This is a genomic window from Pseudomonas putida (assembly GCF_028682635.1).
Lineage (GTDB): Bacteria > Pseudomonadota > Gammaproteobacteria > Pseudomonadales > Pseudomonadaceae > Aquipseudomonas > Aquipseudomonas putida_AE.
Map to the genome: position 1 here is coordinate 230,404 of NZ_JANHLK010000004.1, position 26,571 is coordinate 256,974.

Consider the following 26,571-nt stretch of genomic DNA (forward strand, 5'->3'; position numbering starts at 1 on the left):
TGCCTGTGTAAAACCCGCCAGACGAATGAAATAGCAAAAACCGTAAGGTTAAATTGTAAAGAATGTAAATTCAGTGCGAATAGTAATGTTTCGCAATTGATACGAATACGTGTTTACCCTATATTCCGCCGCCTCAAATCCTTGGGGAGGGGAATAAAAAATGTCACGTCAGCACCCACAACTACCGGTCAGTTCACCGCGTCTGCTCACTTGCGCCATTGGCGTGGCAATCACGGCCGGCTCTGCGAGCCACATGGCTTTCGCCGCCGAAAAAACCGACGAGAAAGCGCCGAGCAACACCATTTCCCTTGGCGCTACCGCGATCACCGGCGAAGCCCAGGACGAGACCTCCTACAACGTCGAGAAAGCCTCCTCGCCCAAGTACACCGCGCCGCTGGTAGACACTCCGCGCTCGATCACCGTCATCCCGCAGCAGGTCCTCAAGGACACCGGCGCCCTGAACATGCAGGACGCACTGCGTACCGTTCCAGGCATCACCTTCGGTGCTGGCGAAGGCGGCAACCCACAGGGCGACCGTCCTTTCATCCGTGGCTTCGATGCCCAGGGGGACACCTACCTGGACGGCGTGCGCGATACCGGTTCGCAGAGCCGCGAAATCTTCGCCGTTGAATCGATCGAAGTGAGCAAGGGCCCGAACTCGGCCATTGGCGGTCGCGGCGCTGCCGGCGGCAGCATCAACCTGGTGAGCAAGAAAGCGCACCTGGGCGACTCGTTCGACGGTGGTTTTACCTGGGGTTCAGACCAGACCCAGCGCTACACCATGGACGGCAACTACCAGTTCTCCGACACCGCTGCCGGTCGTCTGAACCTGATGAGCCACGAAAGCAACGTCGCCGGCCGTGAAAGCGTCGACTACGATCGCTGGGGCGTCGCGCCATCGCTGGCCTTCGGCCTGGGCACCGACACCCGCGTCAACCTTGACTACTACCACCTGGAAAGCAACGACACGCCGGATTCGGGTATTCCCTACACCATCCCGGCCGGTGGCTCCGCTGCCCGTACCAAGTCCAATCCGGACAAGCCTTACGCCGGCGGCGACAGCAGCAACTTCTACGGCCTGACCGATCGTGACTTCCGCAAGGGCCGTACCGACACCGCGACCATCGCCGTCGAGCACGACCTGAACGACGCACTGACCGTCAAGAACACCCTGCGCCACGGCAGCAGCATGCAGGACTACATCCTGACCCAGCCGGACGACAGCAAGGGCAACGTCAACAACGGCACCGTCTGGCGTCGGGCCAACACCCGTGTCAGCAACACCGATACGACGACCAACCAGACCGACCTGTTTGGTGATGTCTACATCGCCGGCTTCAAGAACAGCTTCGCCACCGGTATCGAGTTGAGCCGCGAGGAAAGCAAGAAGTCCTCATACACCGTCAACACCGACACCACGCCGGGGACACCCGCAGCCACCACCACTTGCAACCCGGCAATCATCGGCACACCAAGTGGCTACAACTGCACCTCGCTGGCGAACCCGAACCCGAACGATCCATGGAACGGTTCGATCAGCCGCAACTACGCCGGCACCGACACCACGGGTAAAACCTACGCGCTTTACGTGTTCGACACCCTGACGTTGTCCGATCAGTGGCTGGTGAACATGGGCCTGCGCTACGACCATTTCGACACCGACTACAAGACCTACAACGCCGCCGGCACCACGACTTCCAAGGGCGATGACGTCAGCGAGTTCGTTACCGGTCAGTTCGGTGTGGTCTACAAACCCGCGGAAAACGGCAGCATCTATGCGTCCTACGCAACGTCCGCGACACCTCCGGGCTCCACGCTTGGCGAAGGTCAGGACGGCAACCCGCTGGGCGGCACTCCGGATCGTAACGGCAACCTGCTGAGCAGCGACATGGAGCCGGAAACCACCAAGAACTACGAAATCGGTACCAAGTGGGATCTGCTGAACGATCGTCTGTCCTTGACCGCGGATATCTTCCGCACCGAGAAAGACAACGCCCGTGTGCAGGTCGATACCACCTCGTACGAAAACGCCGGCAAGACCCGCGTGCAGGGTGTCGAGCTGTCGGCCACCGGCAAGCTCACCGACAAATGGCAAGTCTTCGCCGGTTACGCCTACATGGACAGCGAGCAGGTTGACGGTGGTCCGCTGGGTGCGGCCAACGATGGCAACGAACTGCCTAACACCCCGAAAAACAGCGCCAGCCTGTGGACGACCTACCAGGTCACGCCGAAGCTGACCATCGGTGGCGGTGCGTTCTATGTCGACGACGTGTTCGGCAGCGTGGCCAACACCACCATGGTCAACGACTATGTGCGTTACGACGCGATGGCCGCCTACAAGCTGACCAAGAACATCGACCTGCAACTGAACGTGCAGAACCTGACCGACGTCACCTATTACGACAAGGCGTTCTCCACGCACTTCGCCAACCAGGCGGCGGGCCGGACTGCGTTGCTGAGCACCAACTTCCACTTCTGATGACTCAAACCTGTAGGCGCTGCCTTTTAAAAGATCGCAGCCTCGTTGCACTCGACAGCTCCTACAGGGCAATGCGTACTCACCTGTAGGAGCTGCCGCAGGCTGCGATCTTTTGATTTTGTTTTTCAAGATCAAAGGATCGCAGCCTTCGGCAGCTCACAGGGGGCCAGCCCCGTTCATCCAGGTGAACGGGGCTTTTGTGTGCAAAGGGAATGTTTCTCGACAACCCACGGCATAATGCGCGCCGTGATGATTACTTTTGAACGAACAAGGCGAGCGACGTGTTGAAGAAAACCCTGTTCCAGTTGCACTGGTTTTTTGGCATCACTGCCGGACTGGTCCTGGCCCTGATGGGCATCACCGGTGCGACGGTCTCGTTTCAGGATGAGATCCTGTCCGCGCTGAACCCTTCCGTGTTGCAAGTCCAGAAGCAAGTCGCTGGCGTGCTGCCACCCGCCGATCTGGTGGAAAAGATCGAAGCGACGACGGGCATGAAAGTCGCAATGCTCTCGGTGGGCATCGACAGCGACACTGCCGCCAAAGTGTTCTTCACTCCGCCAGCGGGCGAGCGGCGCGGCCCCATGCGTTACTTCGACCCCTACACCGGTGAACTGCTGGGCGACGCCACCGGCCAGGGCTTCTTCGGCCTGATGCTGCAACTGCACCGCTTCCTCGCCATGGGCGATACCGGTCGGCAGATCACCGGTGCCTGCACCCTGATCCTGGTGTTCTTCTGCCTGTCCGGCCTATACCTGCGCTGGCCTCGCCAGTGGAAAAGCTGGCGCGCCTGGCTGACCCTCGACTGGAAGAAAAAAGGCCGCAGCTTCAACTGGGACCTGCACTCGATTGCCGGCACCTGGTGCCTGGTGTTTTACCTCCTGGCCGCGTTGACCGGGCTGTCCTGGTCCTACGAGTGGTACAACAAGGGCCTGACCCGATTGCTCTCCGATTCGCCACAGAACGAACGCGTGCGCGGCGGACGCGGCCCTGGGCCAAGCGGTCCGGCGCCGACGGCCGATTATTCGGCGATGTGGAGCAGCATCTACAGCGCCGCCGGTCCCGACCTTAGCTTCTACAACACGCGCATGCCCCCCGTGGCCGGGCAACCGGCGACCGTTTTCTACCTGTTGAAAAACTCGCCCCACGACCGTGCGCTGAACCAGATCAGCCTCGACCCGGTGACCGGCGCGATCAAACGCCATGACCGCTACAGCGACAAGAGCGTCAAAGCGCAACTGCTGACCAGCATCTATGCGCTGCACGTGGGCAGCTACTTCGGCATCGTCGGACGCATCATCCTGACGCTCACGGCCTTGAGCATGCCGCTGTTCTTCATCACCGGCTGGCTGCTGTACCTGGATCGCCGGCGCAAGAAACGCCAGATCAAGGACGCCCGCAAAGGCCTGGCCCAACCCGCCGGCGACACCCCGGCATGGCTGATCGGTTTCGCCAGCCAGAGTGGCTTTGCCGAGCAACTGGCCTGGCAGACTGCCGGCCAGTTGCAGGCTGCTGGCCTGCCAGTCAACGTGCAGCCGTTGGCCACTGTCAGCGAGCAGGATCTGCAGGGCTCAAGCAATGCGCTGTTCGTGGTCAGTACCTTTGGTGACGGCGAAGCGCCGGACAGCGCCCGCGGTTTCGAGCGCAAGGTGCTGGGCCGGGCGTTGAGCCTCGAGAGCCTGAACTACGCTGTGCTTGGGCTCGGCGACCGGCAGTATCAGCACTTCTGCGGGTTCGCCCACCGCCTGCACAACTGGCTGGGCGAGCACGGCGGCAAGACCTTGTTCGCACCGGTGGAAGTCGACAGTGGCGACCCCTATGCCTTGCGTCACTGGCAGCAGCAACTCGGCCAGCTGACCGGCCAGGCGCCGATCGACACCTGGCAGGCCCCGCGATACGACAACTGGACCCTGACCCGTCGCGAGCTGCTCAACCCGGACAGCAGCGGTTCCCCGGTGTACCTGCTTGGCCTGGCCGCCCCCACCACCAGCAGTTGGCTGGCCGGTGACCTGGTGGAAGTGCTGCCACGCAATTGCCCTTGGGCCATCGAACACTTCCTCGACGGCCTGGGGATCGACGGCCGCGCCACGATTGAACTCGATGGCTTGGCGCAAACCCTGGAGCAGGCCCTCGCCGGTCGCCAACTGCCCGAGAACCGTACGCACCTGGTCGGCTTGCATGCCCAGGCGCTGGTGGATGCGCTGGTGCCGTTGGCGATGCGCGAGTACTCCATCGCCTCGATTGCCGCCGATGGTGTCCTGGAGCTGATCGTGCGCCAGGAGCTGCATCCCGATGGCAGCCTTGGCGTCGGTTCCGGCTGGCTGACCGAACACGCCCCCGTGGGCGGCAGCATCAGCCTGCGGGTGCGGCGCAACAGCGGCTTCCACCTGCCCAATGAACCGGTGCCGATGATCCTGCTGGGCAACGGCACCGGCCTCGCCGGCTTGCGCAGCCTGCTCAAGGCGCGCATCGCCGATGGCCAACAGCGTCACTGGCTGTTGTTCGGCGAGCGCAATCGTGAGCACGACTACCTGTGTCGCGATGAGCTGCAAGAGTGGTTGATTGCCGGCGATCTCGAGCGCCTGGACCTGGCGTTTTCCCGGGACCAGGCCGAGAAGATCTACGTGCAGGATCGCCTGCGCGAATCGGCCAATGAGCTGAAGAAATGGCTGGCGGACGGTGCGGTGATCTACATCTGCGGCAGCCTGCAGGGCATGGCCTCAGGCGTCGATCAAGTGCTCAACGATGTACTCGGCGCTGCCGAGGTCGAGCGCCTGATCGAACAGGGCCGCTACCGCCGCGACGTCTACTGACCCCGCACGTCCTTGTAGGAGCTGCCGCAGGCTGCGATCTTTTGATTTTTTTTCAACATCAAAAGATCGCAGCCTGCGGCAGCTCCTACAGGAGGATGGGATTGGTGTTGTTACAGAGGTTGCAACTTCTGCTCGAACACCGCCACCCCCTCCAGATCCCGCAACACCACACTCAACTCCCCGCTCTGCCCGTCGATGTTCACCTCGCCAAAAAACTGGAATCCGCCAAACGGCGACATGTTGTGCACCGGTGGCGCTTTCTCGAACACCACTTCAGGACCGAAGGTTCTGTCCAGCGTATCCGGGCCGAAGCTCCCCGCATTCAGCGGCCCCGCGACAAACTCCCAGAACGGTTCGAAGTCCTGGAACGCGGCACGGTCCGGGTGATAGTGATGCGCCGCGCAATAGTGCACCTCCGCCGTCAGCCAGACAAAATTGCGCACCTGCTGCGCCCGCAGAAAACCCAGCAGCTCGGCGATTTCCAGCTCCCGCCCCTGAGCCGGTCCGGGGTCACCGTTGGCCACCGCTTCCCAGCGCGTCACGCCGGGGCTGACCTTGCCATCCGGTGCGCCGAGGCCAATCGACATGTCAGCGGCGATGACTTTCCATTGGGCCTTGGACGCTTTCAACGAAGCCTTCAGCCAGTCCAGTTGTTCGCGCCCAAGAAACGGCTTGGCATCGCCAAGGTTGGCGTCATTGGCCCCGCGATAACTGCGCATGTCGAGCACGAACACATCGAGCAACGGGCCGTAACTAAGTTGACGATAAATCCGTTTGCCGCCCTCGGCGGACTGCCAGCGCATCGGTGCATATTCAAGCCAGGCCTGACGTCCACGACTGACCAGGCTGTGGATATCTTTGTTGGCGTAGCGCACACCCAGTGCTGTGCCCGGAGACCAGTTGTTCACCACTTCGTGGTCATCCCATTGCCAGATCTGCGGGACTTCGGCGTTGAAGCGGCGGATGTTTTCGTCCATCAGGTTGTAGCGGTAATTGCCACGGAAATCGTCGAGGCTTTTGGCGACCCTGCTCTTCGCCTCGCTGGTAATGTTGCGCCACACCCGGCCGCCCTCGGTGAGGAGCTGCGCCGGTATCGGGCCGTCAGCATAGATGGTGTCGCCGCTGTGGATAAAAAAGTCCGGCAGGCGCAGGCGCATCGCTTCGTAGATGCGCATGCCGCCGATGTCTGGATTGATACCGTAGCCCTGGCCAGCAGTGTCGCCGCTCCAGACGAAACGAATGTCGCGCCGGGTCTGGGGCACGCTGCGCAGGTGGCCGAACCACGGCTCGCTGGCGACGCCGCTCTGGGCGTCTTCGAATTGCACGCGATAGAAAATCGCCTGGTCGGCGGGCAGGCCGGTGAGATCGACCCGCGCCGTGAAGTCGCTGCGGGCGTCTGTCAGCGCCGAGACGAAGCGCCGGGGGTTGGGAAAAAGACTGCGGGTGTCCCACTCCACCACCATGCGTGCGGGGCGATCGCAGCGGCTCCAGACGATCGCTTTATCGCCCTGCAAGTCGCCGGACTGCACGCCATCGGTGAGTTGCGGACGATCCTTGACCGACGCGATCACCGCCGGTGCCAGGCTCGGCATCAACAAACCGGCACCGAGCGCCTGGATGACACGCCGCCGACCGGAGTCGAATTCGCTCATGGTGTTCTCCCGGAAAAAAGATCGCAGCCTTCGGCAGCTCCTACAGGGGAATGCATTCCAATGTAGGAGCTGCCGAAGGCTGCGATCTTTTGATCTATGCCTTGACGGGCTCCAACGCCAACTCCACCCCCTCCGGCCGCTTGACCAGCGCATACACCACCGCCGTCAACAAACTCCCGGCAACAATCGCCAGCAGATACAGCAGCGCATGGTTGATCGCATTCGGAATCGCCAACACGAACAACCCGCCATGGGGCGCCATCAGCTTGCAGCCGAAGTACATCGACAACGCACCGGTCAGCGCACCGCCGGCAATGCTCGCCGGGATCACCCGCAGCGGGTCCTTCGCGGCAAACGGAATTGCGCCTTCGGAGATGAAGCACAGCCCCAGCACCAGCGCCGCCTTACCCGCCTCGCGTTCAGTCTGGGCGAACTTGCGCCGGGCGATGAAAGTGGCGATGCCCAGGCCGATCGGCGGCACCATGCCGGCGGCCATTGTCGCCGCCATCGGTGCATAACTCGACGACGCCAGCAACCCGACCGAAAACGCATAGGCAGCCTTGTTGATCGGCCCGCCGAGGTCGACGCACATCATGCCGCCCAGCAACACGCCGAGCAGAATCGCGTTGGTGGTGCCCATGCTGTCGAGGAAGTGCGTAAGCCCGGCGAGCATGCCCGCCACCGGTTTGCCGACCACGTAGATCATCACCAGGCCGGTGAACAGGCTCGCCAGCAACGGGATGATCAGGATCGGTTTCAGTGCCTCAAGACTCTGCGGCAACCGTGCATAACGATTGATCGCCTGCGCCGCGTAACCGGCGATAAAACCGGCGATGATCCCGCCGATGAACCCGGCGCCCAGGGTACTCGCCAGCAACCCGCCAATCATCCCCGGCGCCAGGCCCGGACGGTCGGCAATCGAGTAGGCGATATAACCCGCCAACAACGGCACCATCAGCTTGAACGCAGTCTCGCCGCCGATCTGCATCAGCGCCGCCGCCAGCGTCCCCTCTTCCTTGAACGCGGTAATGCCGAACACGAACGACAAGGCGATCATCAAGCCGCCCGCCACCACCATCGGCAACATGAACGACACGCCGGTCAGCAGGTGTTTGTAGACGCCGGTCTTCTCTTGCCTGGCTGGCCCCTTGGCACCGGTCGAGGCGGTTTCCTGCTTGCCTTCGGCCAGCGCTTTATTCAGCGTTGCCTCAGCCTGCTTGAGAGCAATGCCGGTGCCGCAACGGTAAATCTTCTTGCCGGCAAAACGATCGGTGGCGACTTCGATGTCCGCCGCCAGCAGTACCACATCGGCGTCGGCAATCGCGTCGCTGCTCAGCGGGTTGCGTGCGCCGACCGAGCCCTGGGTTTCCACCTGCAAGTCATAGCCCAGGCGCTTGGCCGCTTGCTGCAAGGCTTCGGCCGCCATGAAGGTGTGGGCGACACCGGTCGGACAGGCCGTCACGGCAACCAGTCGCGGCGCGTTCTTGACCACGGCCACCGGCTCGACCACGGCTTGAGGTGCGACATACACCTGAGCCTCTTCAGCGCCACGACGCAGCACCGCTTCGACATCTTGCAGCGCCTGGGCCGGGGTGCTCTGGAACAAGCGCTTGCCGACGAAGCGCGACATATCCACAGGCGCGCTGGTCACCAGCAACACCCATTCGGCCGCGTCGATCGTGGCCGCCGACAATTGCCGTTCGGGGTGCGCCGCATCGCTGATCTCGACACTGGTGCTCCAGCCCTGACGCTGGGCCGCCGCATCGAGCAAGCGGGCACACAGCACACTGGTGACCATGCCGTTCGGGCAGGCAGTAACAATGGCTAACTTCATGACCAACCCTCTTATTGTTCTGTCAGGGGGCGCACGCGCACACCCTGTTCGAGCTGCGCCAGTTGCGCCGCATCGCTGATACCGAAACCGATCTGGGTGACCGCCATCGCGGCGATCGCCGTGGCTGTGCGCAACGTCTGCTCCGGCGTGTCGGCGCTGACCAGGCCATGCAGCATGCCGGCCAGCAGCGAATCACCCGCTCCGACCGTGCTGGCGACACTGACTTTGGGGGGCGTGGCGTGCAACGCCGATCCGACACTGAACCAGTTCACGCCTTCAGCGCCGTGGGAGATCACCACATGTTCAATGCCTTGGCCGTGCAGACGGCTGGCGGCTTGCGCCTGGGCCATCACCGACACCACCTCGCCACCGAGCACTTCAGCCAGCTCCTCGGCATTGGGCTTGATCAACCATGGACCGGCCTTGAGCGCGGCACGCAAGGCCGGCCCACTGGTGTCGAGGGCCACCTTCAGGCCCAGGCCTTTCAAGCGCACGATCAACGCCTGCAACCACTGCGGGCTGATGCCCTGGGGCAGGCTGCCGGCCACCACGACCGCGTCATGCCCAGGTGCAATCCGCTCGAGTCGCTCGAGCAAGGCCTGCTGCGCCTCAGCACTGACCAGCGGTCCCGGCCCATTGAGGTCGGTGATGCGCCCATCGCTTTCCGCCAGTTTGATATTGCTGCGTGTCTCACCGGGAACCCGGATAAAGGCATCGACAAAACCGCGTTTGGAGAACAGGGTTTCAAACGCCTGCGGATTGTCTTCGCCGAGGAAGCCGCTGACCGTCAGTTGATGCCCCAGGTCTGCCAGCACTTGCGCCACGTTCACCCCTTTGCCGGCGGCGTGGGTGTGCATGGCGTCGCTGCGGTTGACCTGACCGGCCTCCAGGCGCGACAACTCGACCGTAAGGTCTAGCGCAGGGTTCAGGGTCAGGGTCAGAATCTTGGCCATTACAGGGCCTCCACTAATTCACGTACTTCATTGGCGCTGCCCACGAGCAGGGCTTGTTGGGCCAGCGTGCGGGCCTGGGCGAGACTGAGCTCGCGAATTCGCGCCTTGACCTCGGCAATGCTGCGCCCGCCGACACTGAGCTCATCCACACCCAGGCCGACCAGCACCGGCACCGCCAGCGGATCGGCCGCCAGCTCGCCGCACACGCCCACCCACTTGCCATGGGCATGGGCCGCGCGCACGGTGATGTCGATCAGTTGCAGCACCGCCGGATGCAAGCCATCCGCCTGGGCCGACAAGGTCGGATGGCCACGGTCGATGGCCAGGGTGTATTGCGTCAGGTCATTGGTGCCGACGCTGAAAAAATCGACTTCCCTGGCCAGCACCGGCGCCAGCAAGGCGGCCGATGGCACTTCGATCATGATCCCCAATTGCAGGTCCGCCACCGGTATTTCCAGGCGCAGGCGCTCGGTCATGTCCCGGGCCTGGCGCCACTCGTCGACGCTGCCGACCATCGGGAACATGATCCGCAGCGGACGGTTGTCGGCGGCGCGCAGCAAGGCGCGCAACTGCGCTTCCATGATCTGCGGCCGTTGCAGGGTCAAGCGAATGCCGCGCACGCCGAGGAACGGGTTTTCTTCCTTGGCGATCGGCCAATACGGCAGCGGTTTATCGCCGCCCACATCCAGAGTGCGCACCACCAGCGGCCGACCGGCCAGGCCATCGAGCACGCGGCGGTATTCGGCTTCCTGGGTCGCCTCGTCCGGCGCTTGCGGGTGGGCCATGAAAATCAGCTCGGTGCGCAGCAGACCGATGCCTTCGGCGCCCTGCTCCACCGCGCTGGTGACGCCGGCGCTTTCGCCGATGTTGGCGAACACTTCGACGGCGTGACCGTCGGTGGTCAACGCCGGTTGATGGCGTTGCTCGGCGGCGGCTTTCAGGCGTTGTTCGCGGGTGTCGCGCTCTACGGTGGCGCGTTGCAACGTGGCGGCATCAGCGTCTACATGCAGGCGACCGCGCTGGCCATCGATCAACAACGGCGTACCCGGCGCCAGCAGCAACACCGCGGCACCGGCGCCGACCAGCGCTGGAATCCCCAGGGCCCGTGCCACAATCGCGCTGTGGGCGGTGGCGCCACCCCGGGCGGTGAGAATGCCGGCGACCCGGGTCGGATCAAGCCGCGCCACGTCGGACGGACCGACTTCGTCCATCACCAGAATGTACGGTTGTTCAGGTTCACTCAGGGTTTCGACACCACTGAGTTGCGCCAGCACCCGTCGACCGATATCACGCAGGTCGGCGGCGCGCTCGGCGAGCAGGGCGTCCTGCAAGGATTCCTGTTGCCGGGCGGCGGCTTCGATCACCGACATCCACGCCGCTTCCGCGCTTTCGCCCTGCTTGAGACGGGTGTCGACTTCATCGGTCAATTCCGGATCGTCGAGCATTTCCTGGTGGGTGATGAAAATCTCGCGGATAGCCTTGGCCTTGCTGCGCTCGATCAAGCCGCCGATGTCCTGGCGAACGTGCGCCAACGCTTGCTTGAGACGCTCACGCTCGATGCCGGCGGATTCTCCGCGCAGCGGGTAATCGATGGTTTGCAGCACCTGGATATGCGCCGGGCCGATGGCGATTCCCGGGGCGGCCGCGATGGCCTGCACCAGACTGCCGGACGCCGGGGCGAGCAGCACCTGGGCCACCTCGACAATCTCTTCACGCGGCTGACTCATCGGTGGCAGCGGCTCGACTTCTTCACCAAGGCCTTCTTCGATGGCGGCCAACAAGGCGGGCAAGGCGTCGGCAGCAATGCCTGGCTCGGCGATGATTTCCAGCACCTGGCCACGACGGGCGCCGAGGCTGAGCAGTTTGCTCAGGCTCTTGACCGACACCGCGCTGTCCTGGCCATCGACGATGCGGACACGAATCTCACCCTCAAAACTCTTCGCCAGTTGCGCGAGGATTTTCGCCGGACGGGCATGCAGGCCGTGGGCGTTGGCCAGCGTTATGCGCGCGCTCGGCCAATCGGCTGGCAGCTCACCACCCAGCACTTCCAGCACGGCGCGGCAACTGGTGGCGCGGCCTAACTCATGGCCGCGACCTTCTATCAGCAACGCACACAGCCGTTCGAGCAACGCTTGATGGGCCTCGCCAAGACTGGCCAGACAAAATAAACCGTTCAGCGGTTGGCCGAGGTAACGCAGCGGTTTGTCCGGGGTGACGAACGCCAGGCCCGGGCGCTTGACCGTTTGCTCACTGTGCAGCCACCACAGGCCATCGCCCAGCGGCAGCGCTTCAACCTGCTGCAACACGGCGGAGAAACCGTTGCTGACGCAGTCGGCCTGACGCAGCAAACGCGCGCCGCGCCAGACCAACTCCTCGAAATCTTCGGCGGCAACGCCCAGGCCGATCATCTGCGCATCCAGCGCCAGCTCCTGCGGCGCCCCTTGCAGCAATTTCAGCAGGGCCTCGGCGGAACCGGCGCGGCGCAAGGCCTGGCCCAGATCAGTTTCACCGAGGGCACGGGTCAGCAGTTGCAACAGGCGCAGGTGTTCGTCGGACTTGGCGGCAATACCAATCGCCAGGTAGACAATCTGTCTGTCGCCCCAGTCCACGCCGTCGGGGAATTGCATCAGGCGTACGCCTGTGGAAAACACCTGATCGCGGGTTTCGGGCGTACCGTGGGGGATGGCAATACCTTGACCGAGAAAGGTCGAGCCCTGGGCTTCGCGTGCCTGCAAGCCGGCGAGGTAGCCCTCGTCAACCAGGCCATCGGCAACCAGGTGCCGGGCCAGCAGTTGCAGCGCGGCGGACTTATCCACAGCCGACTGGCCCATGGATATCTGCTCTATGGTGAGCTCGAGCATGCTTTCTCCTGTTGGCACCCTTGGGGCGCCAGGTATTGTTTTTGAATGATTCAGCTTAGGCCTTTGTCTTTAAACAATCTTTGGTGGTTTCGCGGCAGAACCGGCCAAAGCAGCCATTAATGTAGAAAATACGCTTGCTGAATCGTTTAATCTAGAGTGATTGGCACGTTACTCGATAATGTTGCATCGTTGAAGCCCAACTTGTCGGATGCGTTGTGACAAAGGTCGCCTGCCTGAATCGGGTAGGATTGGTGAAAATGTCGAGGCAACCTCGAGAAAACAAGGAATAGCGGGTTGAAACTCAGTGATATAGCCCAGCTGGCCGGTGTGTCTGTCACCACCGCCAGCTACGTCATCAATGGCAAGGCCGAACAGCAACGCATCAGCAGCGCTACCGTCGAGCGCGTGCGCGCGGTGGTCGAAGAACATGGCTTCACGCCTAATCCCCAGGCGGCCGGCCTGCGCAGTCGCCACACCCGAACCTTGGGCTTCATTCTGCCGGACCTGGAAAACCCCAGTTACGCGCGGATCGCCAAGCTCCTGGAACAAGGTGCCCGGGCGCGTGGCTATCAGCTGTTGATCGCCAGCTCCGACGATGCACCCGACAGTGAACGGCAACTGCTGCAACTGTTCCGCGCCCGTCGCTGTGATGCCCTGATCGTCGCCAGTTGCCTGCCGCCGGGCGACGACAGCTATCGCCTGCTGCAAGCCAAAGGCATTCCGATCATCGCCATCGACCGGGTCATGGAGCCCGAGTATTTCTGCTCGGTGATCAGCGACGACCGCGAGGCCAGCCTGCACCTGACCCGGAGCCTGCTTGATCCGCTGCCCAAACAGATCGCGCTGATCGGTGCCCGCCCCGAGTTGAGCATCAGCCAGGAACGGGCCGCCGGCTTCAAGGAGGCCTTGATCGGGTACGACGGCGAGGTCCTGATCGAACACGGTGATTCGTTCAGCCGTGAATGCGGCAAACAGTTGATGGAAGAATTGCTCCAGCGCGTAGGGCATTTGCCAGAAGCCCTGGTGACCACGTCCTATGTCCTGCTGCAGGGCGTGTTCGATGCATTGCACGACTTCCCGCTGAAAACCCGCCCGCTGCGCCTCGGCACATTTGGTGACACCCAGTTGCTTGATTTCCTGCCGCTGCCGGTGAATGCCATGGCGCAGCAACACCAGTTGATTGCCGACAAGGCACTCGCGCTCGCCCTGGCGGCCATCGAGCAATCCGATTACCAACCCGGTGTGCAGGCCATCGCGCGGACGTTCAAACAACGTATTCGCCAGGACTGAGCCATGGACCTGATCGACACCCACACTCACCTGGACTTCCCCGACTTCGACGCAGATCGTCAGGCGCTGATGGCCGAAAGCCGCGCACTCGGGGTGCGCCAGATGGTGGTGCTGGGGGTTTATCAGGGCAATTGGCAACGTGTCTGGGATCTGGTGCAAAGCGATGCCGACCTGCATGCGGCCTTCGGTTTGCACCCGGTGTATCTCGAGGATCATCGTCCCGAGCATCTCACCGAGCTGGGCGACTGGCTGACGCGATTGGCTGGCCATCGCCAGTTGTGTGCGGTGGGTGAGATCGGCCTGGACTACTTCATCGAAACCCTGGATCGCGAACGTCAGCAAGCGCTGTTCGACGCGCAACTGCAACTGGCGGTGGATTTCCACTTGCCCGCGCTGATTCATGTGCGCCGCAGTCATGCGGCCGTGATTGCCACGCTTAAACGCTTCAAGTTGAAACGCGCCGGGATCATCCATGCGTTCGCCGGCAGCCAGGAAGAAGCCCGCGAATACATCAAGCTCGGTTTCAAGCTCGGTCTCGGAGGCGCGGCGACCTGGCCCCAGGCACTGCGCATGCACCGGGTGCTCGCGCGGTTGCCACTGGAATCGGTGGTGCTGGAAACCGACTCGCCGGACATGGCACCGGCGATGTTCCCCGGCCAGCGCAACAGCCCGGCGCACTTGCCGGCGATCTGCACGGCGCTGGCGCAAATCATGTCGCTCGCCCCCGAACAACTGGCCGCCGCCAGCACCGCCAATGCCCGTGAACTGTTCAACTGGTGATCAGTCGACGTGGGCCTTGGCGGCCTCGAGAATCAGCGTCATGTGCTGACGTTGACGGGCAAATCGAAGGGCAACGAAGTAGACGAAAATCGCGCCCAGCGAAAAATTCAGCTGTTCCACGACGCTGAATATACCGATCCATTCCAGTACCAGCACCACCAGCAATGTGGTGCAAATCGTGACCAACAGGCTTGCCTTCAACATGGCTATCGAGTCCAGGGACTTGAAGCGCCTGATCTGTTTCGGGTCGCACAGTTGCAGGGTTTTCTGGCAGTGCGAACAGGTGAATGCTTCGTTGATTGCAATGGCATTGAGTTGCCAGGGTTTAAGCAACAGCGTGCGCTGGCAATGTGCACAGCGACCCTGGATTCCAAGTGTTGCAACAGCCATAACCGTGCCTCCTCCAAGCGGTCAGTGAAGTGGATACTCCTTCATTGAAGCCGAAAAACCAGAGCCCGGAGGAAAACAGGAGGTTTCCTCCAGGCATTGGGAAGAGGTACTACAGAGCTTTCAGACCCGGAACGCGCTGATCAGCTGTTTGAGCTCGACCACCTGCGCCGAAAGCGCTCGACTGGCATCCTCGGTCTGGTGCGCACCTTCGGCCGTGCGTTCTCCGGCACGGTTGATCTCGACGATGTTCTGGTCAATGTCATGGGCGACTGCGGTCTGCTGTTCCACAGCCGCGGCGATCTGCTGGTTCTGGTCGACGATCATGCCGACCGCCCCAAGGATATTTTCCAGGGCCTGCTGGACCTTTTCCGACTGCCCCACCGTGCCGCTGGCCATCTCATGGCTGACGCCCATCGCCTTGACCGCGGCCCCGACACCGCCGTGCAGCTTGGCGATCATCTGTTCGATCTCTTCGGTCGATTGCTGGGTGCGCTTGGCCAGCGTGCGGACTTCATCCGCCACCACCGCAAACCCGCGACCCTGCTCACCCGCCCTGGCAGCCTCGATGGCGGCATTGAGCGCCAGCAGGTTGGTCTGTTCGGCGATGCTCTTTATCACCTCCAGCACACGACTGATGGACTGACTGTCGCTGGCCAACTGGTTGATCACCTGCACCGATTGGTCGATTTCGCTGGCCAGTGCCGCGATGCTGCCCTGCTGCGACTGCACCAGCCCACGACCGCTCACCGTTTCGTCGTTGACGCTGTGGGCGCTGCTGACGGCGGCGGCCGCGCTGCGCGCCACCTCCAGGGAGGTGGCCGACATCTGGTTCATCGCCGTGGCGACCTGCTCGATCTGCGAGCGCTGCCCGGCCACGGCCTGGTTGCTTTGCGCCGAGACACTCTCGACTTGCCCGGCCTGGCGCTCGACTTCGCCGACGGTCTGCCCGACACGCTCGATCAAGTCATGGATCTTTTTCACGGTACCGTTGAACACCTCGCCCAACTCACCCAGTTCATCACGGCTGTGGGCATTGAAGGTGACCGTCATGTCGCCAGCCGCCACCTTGTCCATGACCGCGCCAAGGCGCTTGAGGGTGGTGCGGGTGGAGGCGTAGAAGGCGCCGTAAAGATAAAAGATCAGTACGAACACCACCGACAGCGCAACGGCCTGCAGGATCATGTGCGTGCGGTTCTGGTCCAGGCGCTGTTGCAGCTGGCTGCCGAGAAATTTCAAGGTGGCTTCATTGAGCTGGTAGGTCTGGCCCATCAGCGTCGAGACCTGATCGTAAAAGGCCAGCCACGGTGCATCGAGCGTGTCGGCCATCACCACTTGCTCTTCGAACAGTTCACTGGCCTTTTTCAACGAGGCCTTGCTGCTGTCAGCCGGGGTAGCCAGGGCTTCACGCGCGGCATTGCTGGAGCCCGTGGCATCCTGCAGCTTCAGGCCATACTCGGCCTGGAGCTTTTCGATTTGCGCGAGCAATTCATCGAAACGCGTACTCGACGACGAATTGAGAAACCCCTGGCCCAGCGAAGCGGAGCCCAATGCACGGCCTTCGCCGAGCATCTGGGTGATGCGCGGGGTGATGCTGGTGACGAGTTCGCTCAGCTGGCGCATGTCACTCTGGCTGTCGTGACTCAGGCCGGCCTGGCTGGCGATAATCTGGCCGAAGACCTGGGCATTGCCGACCAGTTTGCCGATAAGTGCACTTTTGCTTTGCAGGGATTTTTCCGTCTGCTGGGCCTTGAACGCGCTGATCATTTCATCGCGCTTGCCATCGAACAATGCGATCTGCTCGGGATCGGTGGCCATCGCCGTCAACCCCTGCAAGCGTGCCAGAACGCCTTGTTCCAGCGTATTGATCTGCGCCTCGAGATTCGCCGCCTTGCCGGATTGGCCCAGGGCGACGTTGATCTGCACAAGATTGTTCAGGGTCTCCAGATCACGCCGTAATGCGAGGCTGCTGCCCAACAGGTCCAGGCTCTGCAGTTCGACCCGGGTGCCCTGGAATTCGCGATAGGAGTCACGCACCAGGTAGAAGTTGGTGACCAGCATTGGCACCAGGAACAGTACGCTGATCAGGCTGAACTTCATGCCAAAACTCAGGCGGTTCATCAGCGCGACGGCGGGATAGAGCAAGCTCTTCACTGGAAGTCTCCCTTGGATTTCTTATTTTTATGGGTGGGCGCAGCGAGACAGCAGATAGCCACTATTCGGCGCTATCTCTGTATAGCGTAAATCAGGGGGATGTTTTGTAACTTAAGGTTAACGGTGCGCTCAAATTCTTGCTGCGCAGGCAGGGAACCGTGTACCAGGTTCTGCGCTGTGGGCAACCCGGTTAACCCTGTAGGAGCGAGCTTGCTCGCGAAAAACCTGAGAACACCGCAGGGTGTCAGGCTCCACGCGTCATCGTTGACCTTCATCGCTGGCAAGCCAGCTCCTACAGTGGGTCGGGTGCATCCGCGAGCATGCGGCGACTCGGTAAGCCGGCTCCTACGGCAACACAGTCCACAACGCAAACCCCGCATACCAGAGCACTGCCGCCCGCAGCAGCAACTCCCAGATACGGTCAAGATTGTGGATGCCCTCAGGCCCGACCACCGGGGCGGGGATTTCTCCGGCCACCAGTCCGACCCTTTCGATCAGTTGGGCGGCGCTGATGTTCCAGTTCAGCAGTTCGTGCAGCATCACCCGGCTGACCGCGACAAAGTTGCCGACCAGGGCAAGGCTGGCGGCCAACAGACGCACCGGCACCCAGTCGAATGCATGGCGCAGTTGCGCGGCGCGCTCGACCACGGCGGGGTTTTGCCCGTGTTCTTCGGCCAGGGCCAGCAATCGATAGCTCAGCGCGGCGACCGGCCCCAGCAGGAAGTACCAGAAAATGATCGCGAAAAAGCTCTGGTAGGCCTCCCACAGCAAATGCCCTTCGACCCGCTCCAGCAGTTGCTCGGCATTGTCGGCGCAGATGTCCAGGTCACGCTTGGCCACATGGGCCGCCGCTTGCAGGTCTTCGCGACGCCAGGCATCGCGGAAGGGACCGAGACCGGCCAGCAGATCACCGCGACCCAGGCTGTAGATCACCACCAGCAAATGCACCGGCAGCGCCAACAGGCCGTAGGCGACTGGGTCGAGCACCACCAGCAGCAAGCCCAGCAACGCCACCGGAAACAACACCAGCACCGCCAGGACCAGCCACGGACGGTTCACCAGGCGCGGGCCGAGTTCAAGCTTGTGCAGCTCGCGAATCCAGCCAGCGTCGCGTTGAACCCGATGGCGCAGGGCCGAAAATTTCTCGATCCACACCGCCAACAGCAACACCAGAAAACTCATTATCCTTCCTCTTGTGCCAGGGCTGCCCGATAGCGTGCCCAGTCGAACGCGGGCCCCGGATCAGTCTTGCGCCCGGGGGCGATGTCGCTGTGCCCGCAGATGCGTTGCGTGGTGATTGCCGGAAACGCCGCTTGCAGCTGGCGAGTCAGGGTCGTCAACGCTCGGTATTGCGCATCGTCGAATGGCAGATCATCCGTGCCTTCGAGTTCGATGCCTACGGAAAAATCGTTACAGGTTTCCCGCCCCTCGAAACTCGAAACACCCGCATGCCAGGCACGCTCAAGGCAAGAGACAAACTGAGTGACGGTCCCGTCACGCTCGATCAGAAAATGCGCAGACACCCGCAGGTCGGCAATCCCTTGAAAGTAGGGATGCTCCGTGACATCCAGACGATTCTGGAAAAACTCCTGCACCTTGCCAGTCTTGAACTGCGCTGGCGGCAGGCTGATGTTATGAATCACCAGCAGGGAAATTTCGCCCTCGGGGCGCGCATTGAAGTTGGGCGAGGGGCATAAATGCACACCCTTGCACCAACCGCTCGCGGGGTCCAGCTGCATACAGGTTCCTTCACGACGACTGTGTTGGCACCCAGTATGCCGCGATAGCCCACCGGGGGCGATCACTAGACGCGATTGAGGCGCTGCAGTTTTGCGATCACCGACGCCAGGGCGCGTTCAAACAATGCGCTATCCTCGAGCACGCGAGCAGTGTCGGCGGGACTTTCCCCAGCCGTAGGCAGAGTGAATGGCTCCAACACCTCGACCATCGCCGTCGCACCTGCTGAATGCCCTGGATGCTCGAACAATTGAACGTGCAAACGCTCCAGCTCGGTGAAAAACTTGCTCGTGGCAAACGGATCGAACGCCGAACTGCTCAGTCCCTCGCGCAATGACTTGAGCAACCCCGGGACCAGCGTCAACAAATGCTCTCGTGCATCGGGCAGGTCATGACGCTGGACGCTCCAGATCAATTGCACCATGGTCTGCACATCAGCCTGCCACGGCAGCGACAGATGGCCATGCTTGAGGCAGGTCATCAGCAAAACGTTGCTCCAGGCGTCTTGCACGAACCCCAGCACACTTTGTGGCAATTTCTCGCCCAGCAGCGCCTGATTCAAAGCCTGCTCGACTCGCTGGCGGGCCAAAGCGGTTCTGCCGCGACTTTCCTCGGCATCACGAATCCGCTGCTCAAGCAATTCCCTGCGACGGCGTTCGTCACGGGCGAACGCAAGGAATTCATTCAGCAGTTCAGAAAATATCGCCGGGTCGTCGACAAACTCGTCCAAAAAACGCTGCGCCACTTGCTCGATGCGCCGGTACAGACTGTCGCGCTCATGATCACCGGCCTCGGCCTCAGGAGAATTGGCAATGCTCGCGCGCACCTGCAACAACAGGTCCTGCAGCGCCGCCAGTACCGCGGGCACGATCTCATCAGCCTGCGGATCTGCTGGCGTGGCAACCGTACCGGCGCTGGCGTTATCCGTTGTGGAGATGGTCGGGGCGGGCGTGAGGCCAGGTAGCACACCGGTGGCGACCAGCAGTTGGTTGGCCTGGGCGTAAAGCTGGCCGGCGCCACTGAGCACATAGCGATCAAACAGCTTGAGGATAATCAGCTTGACCTTGATGTCCACGCCCAGGTGGCGTCCGGCCCCAAGGAAGCACTGGCAGAGCATCGTCGGCCCCAGGGGATTGTTTTGCTCGATCAGCGTCCTGCCCAGCAACGTACTGAGGCGGGCGGTGAGTTGGTCAAGGGCAAATCCGTCGCGATAGAGCACCTGATTGACCATCGCATCCAAAGCCTGGTTACGCTCCAGCCCGTCATCCGGCAGCGCCCCGCGGGTATCGGCAGACAATGACCGAGGCAGGGCCCTGTAAGCGAGGTCGCAGTGACCGAGGCTGATGAACGCCTCGAAGAATTGCTCGAAAAACAACCGCTCGATGCTTTTGCGCTTCAAGCGCAAATCGCGCATCGCCTCAAACAACAGGTTCTGCTCAACATCATCGAGTGCCCTGTCAGCCATTTCGAAGAGGCTATCGTCGGCATTATCGAACAGCGCCTGCAAGCCCTGCCTGAGCTGTTGAGTAGCCTTGTCGCGAACCTGCAGGACGATGACAGGCAGGCGGGCGAGTGGCGGGTGCGTCGTCTGGTCGGTAGCGACCCTGCGCAAAGGCACCACATTCCCGTCGTTGTGCATCCAGCCTCCTGAAATCTGCAGCCGTCAAAGTCGTGACGTCAAATCCAAGGCGAATTATCGGATAAAGGTCGCCCTAACGCCACCCCGAGGCTCGCTGCGCATGAAAAGAACAGTCTCACGGATGTCGATCAGGCACGGAATCGACCGGGAACAATGCGGATGCCTTGGGTTGCCCGGTAGCATGGCCCTATAATCGGACCACTTTGTTTGTGGAGTTGCTTATGCCGAATCTACGTCTCGCCGATTTGAACGCCGAAATCGAAGCCAACGTGCGCCGCGCGCTGCTCGAAGACATCGGCAGCGGCGACATCACCGCGCAACTGATCCCGGCCGAACGCCTGGCCAAAGCCACCATCATCACCCGCGACGCCGCCGTCATCTGTGGCACTGCCTGGGTCGATACCGTTTTCCGGCAGCTGGACCCACGGGTGGCGGTGCATTGGCAGGTCGCCGATGGCGAGCGCGTAAAGCCCAACCAGGTGTTGTTCCATCTCGAAGGGCCGGCCCGCTCGCTGCTGACGGGCGAACGTAGCGCGCTGAACTTCCTGCAAATGCTCTCTGGTGTCGCCACTCGCGCGCAGCAACTGGCAGACTTCGTTGCCGAAACCCGGGTGAAACTGCTCGACACCCGCAAGACCTTGCCGGGGCTGCGCCTGGCGCAAAAGTACGCGGTCACCTGCGGCGGTTGCCACAACCACCGCATCGGCCTGTATGACGCCTTCCTGATCAAGGAAAACCACATCGCCGCCAGCGGAGGCATCCCCCAGGCCATCGCTGCCGCGCACAAGATTGCACCGGGCAAGCCGGTAGAGATCGAAGTGGAAAGCCTGGATGAACTCAAGGAAGCCCTGGCGGCCGGGGCCGACATCATCATGCTCGACGAACTGAGCCTGGATGACATGCGCGAAGCCGTGCGCCTGAACGATGGCAAGGCAAAGCTGGAGGCCAGCGGCGGGATCAACGAAAGCACATTGCTGCCGATTGCCGAAACCGGGGTGGATTACATTTCGATTGGGGCGATGACCAAGGATGTGAAGGCTGTGGATCTGTCGATGCGACTGAGCCTCTGAGGAGCTGCGAGCCACAAGCGGCAAGTTACAAGCTTAAAGCGGTCCCGCTTTGACTTGTAGCTTGCGGCTTGAAGCTAGTAGCTCTCGTCAAACGACGAGATTGTTCATCTCGCAGTACTCATCCCACTCGACACCCAACACTTCAGCCGCTTCCTTATGCAGTTTCAGGCGCTCGGCCTCGTACTCTTCGGGGGTTGATGTGTATTTGAGCGTCAGTTCCCACGGCTGCAAGCCCTGGGCTTCGGCTTCATCCTCGAACGCCCACTGGATCTGGTCTTTCTGATCGTCGGCGGGCAGGTCCTTGATCTCGTCCATCAATTCTGGCGCATCCAACACGTATTTCTTCAGTGCTTCTACGTGCCTTGCTTCCTGGGACATCTCTTTAACGGTCATGGCGTTCTCTTAGATCGGGGGAATGGAAGATGGATCTGGATCATCAAGGATCTCTCTGACGCAAAAAAACCGCTTGAAACCCGGTTTTTCTGGCCTTCAGAACCATTCGGGATCATCTGAAAACAACGTGTCGCTGGTGCCCGAGACAGGAATCGAACCTGCGACCTTCGCGTTACGAGTGCGCTGCTCTACCGGCTGAGCTACACGGGCAGTGGGCTAAACCTAGCACTGACCATGGAGTCAGGCAACTTCGAACACGTTTAAAATCAAAAGATCGCAGCCTGCGGCAGCTCCTGCATAAGCTGCGATCTGCGCACAGCAAAACGCCCCGAACCAGTCGGGGCGTTTTGTTGTTCAGCGGTCAGACGCGGGAGTAATTAAACGCCCGAAGCCTTCGCTGCTGCTACGTCCTTGATGGACAGCTTGATACGGCCGCGGTTGTCCACGTCCAGTACCAGTACTTCCACTTCCTGACCTTCTTTCAGGATGTCGGTCACTTTCTCAACGCGAGCATCGCTCAGCATGGAGATGTGAACCAGACCGTCCTTGCCAGGCAGGATGTTGACGAATGCGCCGAAGTCGACGATGCGCTCAACCTTACCGACGTAGATCTTGCCGATTTCGGCTTCAGCGGTGATACCCAGGACGCGCTGACGAGCAGCTTCTGCAGCTTCCTTGGTTTCGCCGAAGATCTTGATCGAGCCGTCGTCTTCGATGTCGATCGAAGCCTTGGTCTCTTCACAGATCGCACGAATGGTCGCGCCGCCTTTACCGATGACGTCACGGATCTTGTCGGTGTCGATTTTCATCGCGATCATGGTCGGAGCGTTGGCCGACAGTTCGGTACGCGACTGGCCAATGATCTGGTTCATCTGGCCGAGGATGTTCAGGCGCGCTTCCAGGGCTTGGCCCAGAGCGATCTCCATGATCTCTTCGGTGATGCCCTTGATCTTGATGTCCATCTGCAGCGCGGTGACGCCTTTGGCGGTACCGGCTACCTTGAAGTCCATGTCGCCCAGGTGGTCTTCGTCACCCAGGATGTCGGTCAGGACGGCGAATTTCTCACCTTCTTTAACCAGGCCCATGGCGATACCGGCAACCGGCGCCTTCATCGGCACACCAGCGTCCATCAGGGCCAGGGAAGCGCCGCAAACGGAAGCCATCGAGCTCGAGCCGTTGGATTCGGTGATTTCCGACACTACACGGATGGTGTACGGGAACACGTCAGCGGCAGGCAGCATGGCCGAAACCGAACGACGGGCCAGACGGCCGTGACCGATTTCGCGACGACCAGCGCCACCCATGCGACCACACTCGCCCACCGAGAACGGAGGGAAGTTGTAGTGCAGCATGAACGGGTCTTTTTTCTCGCCTTCCAGGGTGTCCAGCAGCTGTGCGTCACGGGCGGTGCCCAGGGTCGCGACTACCAGGGCCTGGGTTTCGCCACGGGTGAACAGAGCCGAACCGTGGGTCTTTGGCAGAACGCCGACTTCGATGTTCAACGGACGTACAGTCTTAGTGTCGCGACCGTCGATACGTGGCTTGCCGTTTACGATGTTTTCGCGAACGGTGCGGTATTCGATCTCGCCGAAAGCCGCTTTGACTTCGCTGGAGGAAGGCTGGCCTTCTTCACCGGACAGCTTGGCAACGACCTGGTCCTTCAACTCGCCCAGGCGAGCGTAACGGTCGGCCTTGACGGTGATGGTGTAAGCCTGGGAGATCGCTTCGCCGAACTCGGCACGGATAGCGCCCAGCAGTTCGGTGGCTTCTGGCGCAGGTGCCCAGGTCCAGGTTGGCTTGGCAGCTTCAGCGGCCAATTCTTTAACAGCGTTGATCACAACCTGGAATTCGTCGTGAGCAAACAGTACCGCGCCCAGCATCTGGTCTTCGGTCAGCTCTTTGGCTTCCGATTCAACCATCAGCACGGCGTCCGAAGTACCGGCAACGACCATGTCCAGGCTAGAAGCAGCCTGCTGCTCGTAAGTCGGGTTCAGCAGGTAGCCGGTGCTTTCGTGGAAAGCAACGCGGGCTGCGCCGATCGGGCCATCGAAAGGAATGCCGGAGATGGCCAGGGCAGCCGAGGTACCGATCATCGCAGCGATGTCCGGATCGGTCTTCTTGCTGGTGGACACGACGGTGCAGACAACCTGCACTTCGTTCATGAAGCCTTCAGGGAACAGCGGACGGATCGGACGGTCGATCAGTCGGGAAGTCAGGGTTTCTTTCTCGGAAGGACGGCCTTCGCGCTTGAAGAAACCGCCAGGGATCTTACCGGCAGCGTAAGTCTTTTCCTGGTAATGAACAGACAGAGGGAAGAAGCCCTTGCCTGGATCGGCTTGCTTGGCACCAACGACGGTCACCAATACGCTGACGTCGTCGTCAACGGTGACCAATACTGCGCCGGAGGCCTGACGGGCGATACGGCCGGTCTCGAGGGTGACGGTCGACTGACCGAACTGGAACTTTTTGATTACCGGGTTCACGGTGTCCTACCTTCTTTTGTGGCTCTTGGGGAAACTGGGTTCTTGCGAAATTCTTGGGCAACGCCGGGAATCGGCCCGACCGGTTGTCCTGGGTGTCACACAGGCAAAACGGATATCCAGATAAAACTTGAGGCTGGGAGCCTGCCACGCGCCGGCGGAAAACCGCTGACGCACGACAGACAACCAACCTCTAGCGCAATCGCTTATTAGCGACGCAGACCCAGGCGACCGATCAGAGCGCTGTAACGGCTCACGTCTTTGCCTTTCAGGTAGTCCAGCAGCTTACGACGCTGGTTAACCATGCGGATCAGACCACGACGGGAGTGGTGGTCTTTACCGTTGGCCTTGAAGTGACCTTGCAGTTTGTTGATGTTGGCGGTCAGCAGTGCAACTTGCACTTCTGGCGAACCAGTGTCACCAACAGCTTGCTGGTAGTCAGCTACGATTTGAGCTTTTTCTTGAACGTCGAGAGCCATGTGGCAATCCTTTTATCAGGAAACTGTTTCAAAAACAGTTTCAACAGGCCAGGGACAAATCCCTGTATCTAAAAATGAGTAGTGACCGTGCCTGCTAACAGCCACACTCGTTCGGTCATTCTGACCGAATCAGTCGACGCGGCGCGATGCGCCCGTCTTCGCTCACTTCACCGATACCGATGAAGCGACCATTGTGATCCTGTACCCGTACCATGCCGAACTTCGGGGCATCCGGGGCGCGTACCGGCTGGCCGTTGAGCCAGTAGAACGCACTCGCTTCCGAGAACTGCAACAGTGGCCAATCCAGCAGGCCGCTGTCCGATGGCATCAGGAAGCGGTCGACCGCCTCGTTGCCGCCTTCGGCATGTACCGCTTCCAGCTCTTCGAGGGTAACGGTTTGCGCCAGGGTGAAAGGCCCGGCCTGGGTACGTCGCAGTTCTGCAACGTAAGCGCCACAACCGAGTTGCTCACCGATATCCTCCACCAGGGTGCGGATATAGGTGCCTTTGGTGCAATCCACCGCAAGCCGCGCAGTATCCCCTTCGAAGGCCAGCAATTCCAAGCGCGTAATAGTAACAGAACGCGCTTCGCGCTCCACTACTTCACCTGCACGGGCCAGCTTGTACAGGGGCTGCCCGTCACGCTTGAGGGCCGAGTACATCGGCGGTATCTGACTGATTTGCCCACGAAATTGCGGCAGTACGGCTTCGATATCGGCCTGACCAACGGTCACCGGGCGCTCCTGCAAAACCTCACCCTCGGCATCGGCCGTGGTGGTGGTCTTGCCCAGCTGCGCCAGGGTTTCGTAACCCTTGTCGGAATCGAGCAGGTACTGCGAGAACTTGGTGGCCTCACCGAAGCACAGCGGCAACACGCCAGTGGCCAGCGGATCGAGACTGCCGGTGTGCCCGGCCTTCTCGGCGTTGAGCAACCAGCGGACCTTCTGCAAGGCCGCGTTGGAGGTGAACCCCAGCGGTTTATCGAGCAGGATGATGCCACTGACGTTACGACGGATACGTTTGACCTGAGCCACCGATTACTCCTTGGTGTCTTCGGCTTGTGCCGCAACCGAGTGCTGGTTGTCTTCGGCTACTGCACGCTCGATCAAGGCCGACAGATGCGCACCGCGCACGACGCTTTCATCGTAGTGGAAGTGCAACTGCGGAACGCTGCGCAGCTTCATCTCGCGAGCCAGCTGCATGCGCAGGAAACCGGCGGCGGAGTTGAGCACCTTGATGCTTTGCGCGATGTCTTCGTGGCTGTCCTGGCCCATTACAGTGATGAAGATCTTCGCGTGACCGACGTCACGGCTGACTTCCACAGCGGTAATGGTGACCAGGCCGACGCGCGGGTCTTTGACTTCACGACGGATCAGTTGTGCCAGCTCGCGCTGCATCTGATCGCCGATACGTTGGGTACGGCTGTATTCTTTTGCCATGTCTTGTTACCTGTTACTGCCCCACGGTGAAACCCGTGTGGTCTGAAAGCGGCAAACGCCCGGCCTGACAAAAGCCAGACCGGGCGTTGCGTTTAGAGTCCGGGCGATGCGCCGCGCAATTGCATGCGGCTGGCC

General features: G+C 61.3%; 19 protein-coding genes, 1 tRNA gene and 1 pseudogene. 5 read left to right on the forward strand and 16 right to left on the reverse strand.

Annotation, left to right across the window (positions count from 1 at the left end):
* The first annotated feature begins 160 nt into the window (after positions 1-160).
* A complete protein-coding gene (locus NPS56_RS07120) occupies positions 161-2,479 on the forward strand; it encodes a TonB-dependent receptor (RefSeq protein ID WP_274074050.1) in 2,319 nt (772 codons plus the stop codon).
* Between the two features lie 281 nt (positions 2,480-2,760).
* Entirely contained in the window at positions 2,761-5,289 is a 2,529-nt protein-coding gene (locus NPS56_RS07125) for a sulfite reductase flavoprotein subunit alpha (RefSeq protein ID WP_274074051.1), read from the forward strand.
* Positions 5,290-5,399: 110 nt separating this feature from the next.
* On the opposite strand, the gene NPS56_RS07130 is transcribed toward NPS56_RS07125, so the two are convergent.
* From NPS56_RS07130 to ptsP, 4 genes are all read right to left on the reverse strand, one after another.
* The gene (locus NPS56_RS07130) at positions 5,400-6,941 is read right to left on the reverse strand and encodes an alkaline phosphatase D family protein (RefSeq protein ID WP_274074052.1); all 1,542 of its coding nucleotides are present in this window, start codon (positions 6,939-6,941) and stop codon (positions 5,400-5,402) included.
* A gap of 94 nt (positions 6,942-7,035) precedes the next feature.
* Positions 7,036-8,775, reverse strand: a complete 1,740-nt coding sequence (locus tag NPS56_RS07135; RefSeq protein ID WP_274074053.1) for a PTS fructose-like transporter subunit IIB — start codon at positions 8,773-8,775, stop codon at positions 7,036-7,038.
* 11 nt (positions 8,776-8,786) lie between these two features.
* The gene (gene pfkB / locus NPS56_RS07140; protein ID WP_274074054.1) at positions 8,787-9,728 is read right to left on the reverse strand and encodes a 1-phosphofructokinase; all 942 of its coding nucleotides are present in this window, start codon (positions 9,726-9,728) and stop codon (positions 8,787-8,789) included.
* Positions 9,728-12,589, reverse strand: a complete 2,862-nt coding sequence (ptsP, locus tag NPS56_RS07145; protein WP_274074055.1) for a phosphoenolpyruvate--protein phosphotransferase — start codon at positions 12,587-12,589, stop codon at positions 9,728-9,730. Before ptsP ends, pfkB begins: the two co-directional genes overlap by 1 nt.
* 294 nt (positions 12,590-12,883) lie before the next feature.
* Here ptsP and cra point away from each other — a divergent pair, with 294 nt between their 5' ends.
* Both cra and NPS56_RS07155 read left to right on the forward strand, forming a co-directional pair.
* Positions 12,884-13,879, forward strand: coding sequence for a catabolite repressor/activator (gene cra / locus NPS56_RS07150; RefSeq protein ID WP_274074056.1), 996 nt, complete (start codon positions 12,884-12,886; stop codon positions 13,877-13,879).
* Between the two features lie 3 nt (positions 13,880-13,882).
* A complete protein-coding gene (locus NPS56_RS07155; protein ID WP_274074057.1) occupies positions 13,883-14,659 on the forward strand; it encodes a TatD family hydrolase in 777 nt (258 codons plus the stop codon).
* On the opposite strand, the gene NPS56_RS07160 is transcribed toward NPS56_RS07155, so the two are convergent.
* From NPS56_RS07160 to NPS56_RS07180, 6 genes and pseudogenes are all read right to left on the reverse strand, one after another.
* Positions 14,660-15,049: a hypothetical protein gene (locus NPS56_RS07160; RefSeq protein WP_274074058.1), complete on the reverse strand. Its 390-nt coding sequence runs from the start codon at positions 15,047-15,049 to the stop codon at positions 14,660-14,662.
* A gap of 120 nt (positions 15,050-15,169) precedes the next feature.
* Entirely contained in the window at positions 15,170-16,099 is a 930-nt protein-coding gene (locus tag NPS56_RS31290; RefSeq protein WP_406592381.1) for a methyl-accepting chemotaxis protein, read from the reverse strand.
* A pseudogene (locus NPS56_RS31295) lies at positions 16,076-17,167 on the reverse strand (methyl-accepting chemotaxis protein); the annotation flags it as partial. The pseudogene NPS56_RS31295 and the gene NPS56_RS31290, both read right to left, overlap by 24 nt.
* A 378-nt stretch (positions 17,168-17,545) precedes the next feature.
* Entirely contained in the window at positions 17,546-18,382 is an 837-nt protein-coding gene (ampE, locus tag NPS56_RS07170; RefSeq protein ID WP_274074060.1) for a regulatory signaling modulator protein AmpE, read from the reverse strand.
* Positions 18,382-18,939, reverse strand: a complete 558-nt coding sequence (ampD, locus tag NPS56_RS07175; protein ID WP_274074061.1) for a 1,6-anhydro-N-acetylmuramyl-L-alanine amidase AmpD — start codon at positions 18,937-18,939, stop codon at positions 18,382-18,384. The genes ampE and ampD overlap by 1 nt, the downstream gene beginning before the upstream one ends.
* Before the next feature lie 65 nt (positions 18,940-19,004).
* On the reverse strand, positions 19,005-20,576 hold the full coding sequence (locus tag NPS56_RS07180; RefSeq protein WP_274074062.1) for a DUF1631 family protein: 1,572 nt from the start codon (positions 20,574-20,576) through the stop codon (positions 19,005-19,007).
* Positions 20,577-20,797: 221 nt separating this feature from the next.
* Here NPS56_RS07180 and nadC point away from each other — a divergent pair, with 221 nt between their 5' ends.
* Positions 20,798-21,646: a carboxylating nicotinate-nucleotide diphosphorylase gene (gene nadC / locus NPS56_RS07185; protein ID WP_274074063.1), complete on the forward strand. Its 849-nt coding sequence runs from the start codon at positions 20,798-20,800 to the stop codon at positions 21,644-21,646.
* 87 nt (positions 21,647-21,733) lie between these two features.
* Here nadC and NPS56_RS07190 read toward each other — a convergent pair whose 3' ends face one another.
* From NPS56_RS07190 to rbfA, 6 genes are all read right to left on the reverse strand, one after another.
* Complete coding sequence (locus NPS56_RS07190; RefSeq protein ID WP_274074064.1) at positions 21,734-22,039, reverse strand: DUF6388 family protein; 306 nt, start codon at positions 22,037-22,039, stop codon at positions 21,734-21,736.
* 134 nt (positions 22,040-22,173) lie between these two features.
* Positions 22,174-22,249: transfer RNA gene (locus NPS56_RS07195), tRNA-Thr, on the reverse strand.
* A gap of 167 nt (positions 22,250-22,416) precedes the next feature.
* On the reverse strand, positions 22,417-24,522 hold the full coding sequence (gene pnp, locus NPS56_RS07200) for a polyribonucleotide nucleotidyltransferase (RefSeq protein ID WP_007915263.1): 2,106 nt from the start codon (positions 24,520-24,522) through the stop codon (positions 22,417-22,419).
* Between the two features lie 206 nt (positions 24,523-24,728).
* Entirely contained in the window at positions 24,729-24,998 is a 270-nt protein-coding gene (rpsO, locus tag NPS56_RS07205; protein ID WP_046820615.1) for a 30S ribosomal protein S15, read from the reverse strand.
* A 115-nt stretch (positions 24,999-25,113) separates the two neighbouring features.
* A complete protein-coding gene (gene truB / locus NPS56_RS07210; protein WP_274074065.1) occupies positions 25,114-26,031 on the reverse strand; it encodes a tRNA pseudouridine(55) synthase TruB in 918 nt (305 codons plus the stop codon).
* A 3-nt stretch (positions 26,032-26,034) separates the two neighbouring features.
* The gene (rbfA, locus tag NPS56_RS07215) at positions 26,035-26,436 is read right to left on the reverse strand and encodes a 30S ribosome-binding factor RbfA (RefSeq protein ID WP_008057429.1); all 402 of its coding nucleotides are present in this window, start codon (positions 26,434-26,436) and stop codon (positions 26,035-26,037) included.
* Between the last annotated feature and the right edge of the window lie 135 nt (positions 26,437-26,571).

What these genes read in the sequence shown, in the direction of transcription:
- NPS56_RS07120 (WP_274074050.1), top strand. Translation starts at nt 161, where the DNA reads ATGTCACGTCAGCACCCACAACTACCGGTCAGTTCACCGCGTCTGCTC.
- NPS56_RS07130 (WP_274074052.1), bottom strand. Translation starts at nt 6,941, where the DNA reads ATGAGCGAATTCGACTCCGGTCGGCGGCGTGTCATCCAGGCGCTCGGT.
- NPS56_RS07135 (WP_274074053.1), bottom strand. Translation starts at nt 8,775, where the DNA reads ATGAAGTTAGCCATTGTTACTGCCTGCCCGAACGGCATGGTCACCAGT.
- pfkB (WP_274074054.1), bottom strand. Translation starts at nt 9,728, where the DNA reads ATGGCCAAGATTCTGACCCTGACCCTGAACCCTGCGCTAGACCTTACG.
- ptsP (WP_274074055.1), bottom strand. Translation starts at nt 12,589, where the DNA reads ATGCTCGAGCTCACCATAGAGCAGATATCCATGGGCCAGTCGGCTGTG.
- NPS56_RS07155 (WP_274074057.1), top strand. Translation starts at nt 13,883, where the DNA reads ATGGACCTGATCGACACCCACACTCACCTGGACTTCCCCGACTTCGAC.
- NPS56_RS07160 (WP_274074058.1), bottom strand. Translation starts at nt 15,049, where the DNA reads ATGGCTGTTGCAACACTTGGAATCCAGGGTCGCTGTGCACATTGCCAG.
- NPS56_RS31290 (WP_406592381.1), bottom strand. Translation starts at nt 16,099, where the DNA reads ATGACGGTCACCTTCAATGCCCACAGCCGTGATGAACTGGGTGAGTTG.
- ampE (WP_274074060.1), bottom strand. Translation starts at nt 18,382, where the DNA reads ATGAGTTTTCTGGTGTTGCTGTTGGCGGTGTGGATCGAGAAATTTTCG.
- ampD (WP_274074061.1), bottom strand. Translation starts at nt 18,939, where the DNA reads ATGCAGCTGGACCCCGCGAGCGGTTGGTGCAAGGGTGTGCATTTATGC.
- NPS56_RS07180 (WP_274074062.1), bottom strand. Translation starts at nt 20,576, where the DNA reads ATGCACAACGACGGGAATGTGGTGCCTTTGCGCAGGGTCGCTACCGAC.
- nadC (WP_274074063.1), top strand. Translation starts at nt 20,798, where the DNA reads ATGCCGAATCTACGTCTCGCCGATTTGAACGCCGAAATCGAAGCCAAC.
- NPS56_RS07190 (WP_274074064.1), bottom strand. Translation starts at nt 22,039, where the DNA reads ATGACCGTTAAAGAGATGTCCCAGGAAGCAAGGCACGTAGAAGCACTG.
- rpsO (WP_046820615.1), bottom strand. Translation starts at nt 24,998, where the DNA reads ATGGCTCTCGACGTTCAAGAAAAAGCTCAAATCGTAGCTGACTACCAG.
- rbfA (WP_008057429.1), bottom strand. Translation starts at nt 26,436, where the DNA reads ATGGCAAAAGAATACAGCCGTACCCAACGTATCGGCGATCAGATGCAG.